Raw genomic sequence first — 5408 nt, forward strand, 5'->3', positions numbered from 1 at the left:
CGTGGCGATGCGATGACGGATGTCATCTTTAATGGTTCGTCGGCAAGAAAACCGGTCGGGCAGGCCAGCGTGGAGCTGGTTTTCGACAATTCGGATGGTTCGCTGAGTGGGGAGTATGCCCGTTATAACGAGCTTTCGATTCGTCGCGTGGTGACGCGAGAAGGACAATCGACTTATTACTTGAACGGCACCCGTTGTCGTCGCAAAGACATCACGGATATTTTTCTTGGGACCGGTCTTGGCCCGCGCAGCTATGCGATCATTGAACAGGGCACGATTTCTCGACTGATTGAATCAAAGCCTCAAGAACTTCGTGTTTTTATCGAGGAAGCGGCAGGCATCTCAAAATACAAAGAACGGCGCAGAGAAACGGAAAATCGAATTCGTCATACTCGAGACAACTTGGATCGCCTGAATGACATCCGAGAGGAATTAGATAAGCAACTGAATCACCTTCAACGCCAGGCACAAGCGGCAGAAAAATACAAAAAATTGCGTGGCGAGGAGCGACGTTTGCGTGCCCAGCTCGCCTATCTTCGTTGGGAGGCATTGAGTCAGCAACTTGACATGCTGTCTGCCACAATCCGTGAGCTTGAAGTGCAATACGAGGCGGAGGTCTCACGCTACCGAAGCATCGAGGCGCAGCTTGAGCAGCTCCGCAGTGAGCAGACCGAAGCCAACGACGCACTGAATGAGATTCAAGGCCGTTATTACGGTATTGCCGCTGAAATCGCGCGCCTAGAGCAAGATATCAAACACCGGGCTGAGCGTAAGGTCCAGCTGCAACAAGACATCGCGCGAGCACAGGCAGCTTTAGACAACGCTGCCGAACACGTGACAGGGGATATGGCAAAAGCCGAGTCGCTCCAAGCCGAGCTGATGGCGCTAGAACCCGAATATGAAATGGCTAAGGCCCGTGCTGAGTCTGTCAACGAACGGTTGCATGAGTTTGAGCAGCAGATGCAGGCATGGCAAGCGCGTTGGGATGATTTCCACCGTCGTGCTGCGGACATTCAGCGCAACGCGGAAATCCAGAAAACACGCATTCAGCACCTCGAGGCCCAGCAAGCACAAGCTCGCGAGCGTCGCAGCCAGTGGCAAAAGGAGCTGGATGCACTGGCCAGCCAGCAAGCCATACAGGATTTGTCTGACCTTGAGGTGCAGTTGGCTGAGCTGGATGAGCGTGACAGTCAGCTTCAGGCAGAAGAGGCACGGTTGGCGGATGCCGTGGCATCACAGCGTTCGGAGCGGGACGCGGTCAGCCAGTCCCTGCAGACCTTGCGTAGTGAGTTGGCCAAGCACGAGTCACAACTTGCGGCATTGCAAGCATTACAACGCGCGGCGACGACCGACAGTCCGGATTGGCAAGAAGCGCTTGCCGAGCTTGGCTTGTCGGACAAGCCGACGTTGGCGGAACACATTCGTGTTCAGCCCCCGTGGCAGTCTATCGTCGAGGGTATCTTGGGCAACCGCTTGTTGGCGCGTGTCACTGACGAAAAAGACAGCGACTGGGTGAAACAGTGCCTAGCGGCGGGTCAGCCAGTCGTGGCCGTAGTGAAGAGTGAGCATGACGGGCACTTAAGTGCGCCGGCGCCGAAAGGGTTGCGAGCCATTCGTGATTTTGTCGAAGGTGATTCGGCGGATTGGTTATCGCAAATCTTTGTCGCTGACAACATTGACGAGGCATGGTCTGCCCGAACAATGCTTGCGCCCGGCCAATCTATCGTCACCGCAGAGGGACTCTGGCTCGGTCGAGACTGGGTGCAGTGTATTGTGACGAAAAATGAAGAACAAAGTATTTTGCGCCGACAGGAAGAAATTGAGCGGCTGTCACAAGTGGTGGAAGCACAACGCCAACAAGAAGCTGAGTTGGCTGAGACTTTTTCCAAGTTACGCGTTTCGTTGCAGGATCTTGAGCAAAATTGGCAAGTGTGCCAGAAAGAACAATTGGCGCTTGGGAAAACACGAAGTGAAGTGCAAAGTGCTTACGAGCGGCTTAAGGCGAAGCATCAAAGTGTTCAGGAGCGTAAAGCTCGACTCGAAGGCGATTTGGCGAAACTTGATGAGCAGATATCAAATGCGGACGCCAGCTTGGCGGAAGCACGGCGCATGCTAGAGCAGTCGGTGGAAGCCATGGCTGAAATCGAATCAGAACGTTCTGCGCTGTTGACAGAACGAGAAGAAATTCGCACGGCCATGGCCAATTTGCGTGAGCAGGCGAAAGAAGAGAAGGAACACGCTCATCGTTTGGCGTTAAGAGTGGAATCCTTAAAAACAGAGTTGAATTCAACGCGCCAAAGCCATGAACGGGCGATACATCAGCAAACTGAGATGCGTGAACGCCTCAGTGTACTGATGAGTGCACTTGAAGAGAATGAGGCGCCCGTGGCGGAAATACAAGAAATCCTCGAAAGTCATCTGAAAGCGCACCTAGAGGTAGAGCAGCAGTTAAAGCAAGCGAGAGAGCGGGTTGAAAGTGCTGATGAACGTTTGCGTTCTTTAGAAAAGGAACGCATCAATATCGAGCGTAGCGCGGATGACGTTCGACGACAGCTCGAAAATGAAAAGTTGCGTCGAGAAAATATTCGGGTTCAGAGAGAAAACTTTGCGCAGAAACTATCGGAATATGGCGTCGAACCGAGCAAAGATGCACCTCCGCTCCCAGATGAAATGACGGAAGCCGACTGTGAAGCCAAAATCGCGCGAATAGTCGAGCAAATCGAACGCCTTGGCAATATCAATTTGGCCGCCATTGATGAGTATCAGTCTCAGTCGGAACGAAAGCAATTTCTCGATCAGCAGGTCGATGATTTGAATCAGGCGCTAGAGACTTTGGAAGAGGCTATCCGAAAAATTGATCGAGAGACGCGCTCCCGTTTTAAGGAAACGTTTGAAAAAATCAATAAAGGCTTGCAGGAGCTTTTCCCAAAAGTGTTTGGTGGCGGCCACGCTTATCTTGAATTGACAGGTGATGACTTGCTGGACACCGGTGTGGCCATTATGGCGCGGCCGCCAGGCAAGCGCAATGCGACCATTCATTTGCTGTCCGGGGGAGAAAAGGCAATGACTGCGATTGCGCTCGTTTTTGCCATTTTCCGATTGAACCCGGCCCCCTTTTGTATGTTGGATGAAGTTGACGCGCCCTTGGATGATGCCAATGTCGGCCGCTATTGCCGTTTGGTTAAAGAGATGTCCGAAAAAATCCAGTTTATTTATATCTCGCATAACAAGCAGGCGATGGAAATGGCGGATGCCTTGCTAGGCGTCACCATGCAAGAGCCAGGTGTCTCTCGCATGGTGTCGGTGGACATTGAAGAAGCCACCGCATTGGCAGCATCGTAAAGGAGGAGCTATGGCCGAGCAATTACGATGGATACTTTTGCTGCTGGGCATACTGGTCATCGCCTGGGTGGTGTGGGATGGCTGGCGGGCGCGTCGCCGCACGGTTAAGCCACCAGACGTGGGGCGTAAAGAACCACATATTGACTTGCCCGATGTGTCAATACCAGATGATAACGGACTGGCGTCCATAGGTGATGGTGCGTCACCAAATCCGGAGCCTGACGTGGCAGAAGATCACTTTGCAAAGTGTCACTTGCCAGATCAGCCACAACTCGTCATCACATTGCATCTGATGGCGGAACTTGGCAGCGAGTTTAGTGGGGCGGAAGTGTTGCAGCAGTTGGAAAGTGCCGGATGTCGTCTGGGAAATTACGAGATATTCCATTGGCATGATGGTCATGAGCATGGATTTTGTGTGGCGGATGCTTTTCAGCCGGGAACTTTCGACCGAGAAACACTGCCTTCACGGCAGATTTTGGGGCTTGCATTCTTTATGACATTGCCGAGCCATTCACAACCCCAAAAAGTGTTCGACAATATGCTCGCGGTGATGCGGCATCTTCAAAAGCAGCTTGGTGGCCTGTTGGAAGATGGTGAGCACAACCCGTTGACAAGCCAAACCATCGATCATTACCGCGAACAAATTGCTGAGTATTCACGACAACAACTGACGCATGCCCAAAGAGAAACACCAGATGAGCATTGAACAAGCGGCTGAACGCATTCATGAGTTGCGTGCCCTGATACGTCGTTACGATCATGCCTACTATGTGCTGGATGCTCCCCTTGTCCCTGATGCAGAGTACGATAGGCTGTTTGCCCAATTGCGGTCGCTCGAAGCCCAATACCCAGAGCTGGTGACCCCAGATTCACCGACGCAAAGGGTGTCTGGGACCCCGTCCAGTGAATTCGAAAAAGTGCGTCATCTCGAGCCGATGATGTCGCTTGACAACGCCTTTTCTGATGCCGACGCGCGCCACTTTGACCAAAGGGTTCGTCAATTACTGTCCGAGTCGCACATCGACTACTGTTGCGAACCGAAATTGGATGGCTTGGCCGTTTCGATGGTGTACCGTGATCGGCGGCTAGAAGTGGCGGCCACGCGCGGCGACGGTGAAGTGGGCGAAAATGTGACCCAAAATGTGCGGACTATTCGCGCCATTCCGTTGCTACTGCCGTCGAATGCGCCAGCGCTAATCGAGGTGCGTGGTGAAGTGGTGATGCCCAAGGCGGGGTTTGAGCGTTTGAATGCTGAAGCACGGGCCCGTGGCGAGAAGACCTTTGCGAACCCACGAAATGCCGCGGCGGGCTCGTTGCGCCAGCTCGATCCAGCCATTACCGCGAAGCGACCATTGGCGTTTTATGCCTACGCAATAGGCGCGACGTCAGCCAAAGATTTGCCCGACAGTCATTTTGAACGTCTACAGTGGCTTCGTGACCTGGGCTTCCCTGTCAGCGAATTTATCAAGCGTGTGCATGGGATTGAGGCGTGCTTGCAGTACCATGCCGACATGCTGGCACAGCGAGATCAGTTGCCATACGACATTGATGGTGTTGTCTACAAAGTGGACCGAATTGATTGGCAGACGCGCCTCGGCAGTGTTGCGCGCGCGCCGCGTTGGGCTTTGGCGCACAAATTCCCAGCGCAGGAAGAAATGACTCAACTGCTTGACGTCGAGTTTCAGGTGGGGCGCACTGGTGCGATCACCCCAGTGGCACGTCTGGCACCAGTTCAAGTGGGTGGGGTGACGGTCAGTAATGCGACTTTGCACAATATGGATGAAATAAAAAGGCTCGACGTGATGATTGGTGACACGGTGGTGGTACGACGGGCTGGCGATGTCATCCCACAGATTATCGGTGTGGTCAAAGAAAAACGACCGAAAGAGGCGCGCCCCATTGTGCTGCCTAAGCATTGTCCTGCCTGCGGTTCTGAAATCGAGCGTATTGAAGGGGAAGCGGTGGCCCGATGCACGGGCGGGCTGCATTGCCCAGCCCAGCGCATCGAACGCATCAAACATTTTGCTTCGCGTAGGGCGATGGACATAGAAGGTTTGGGCGACAAA

Annotated in this window: 3 protein-coding genes; all 3 read left to right on the plus strand. The window is 53.4% G+C overall.

The genetic code is table 11. The features are described 5' to 3' along the window. Nucleotides 1-3342, plus strand: a 3342-nt coding sequence (gene smc, locus D6694_08300) for a chromosome segregation protein SMC (protein RMH42140.1), incomplete at its 5' end; no start/stop codon positions are given. A gap of 10 nt (nucleotides 3343-3352) precedes the next feature. Beyond that, a complete protein-coding gene (locus D6694_08305) occupies nucleotides 3353-4048 on the plus strand; it encodes a hypothetical protein (protein RMH42141.1) in 696 nt (231 codons plus the stop codon). Beyond that, a partial coding sequence (ligA, locus tag D6694_08310; GenBank protein RMH42142.1) for an NAD-dependent DNA ligase LigA occupies nucleotides 4038-5408 on the plus strand: 1371 nt, incomplete at its 3' end. The genes D6694_08305 and ligA, both read left to right, overlap by 11 nt.

It is taken from the genome of Gammaproteobacteria bacterium (assembly GCA_003696665.1).
In the GTDB taxonomy this organism is placed as follows: domain Bacteria; phylum Pseudomonadota; class Gammaproteobacteria; order Enterobacterales.

Excerpts from the sequence above, each read along its gene's own strand:
- D6694_08305 (RMH42141.1), top strand. The coding sequence starts at position 3,353 with ATGGCCGAGCAATTACGATGGATACTTTTGCTGCTGGGCATACTGGTC.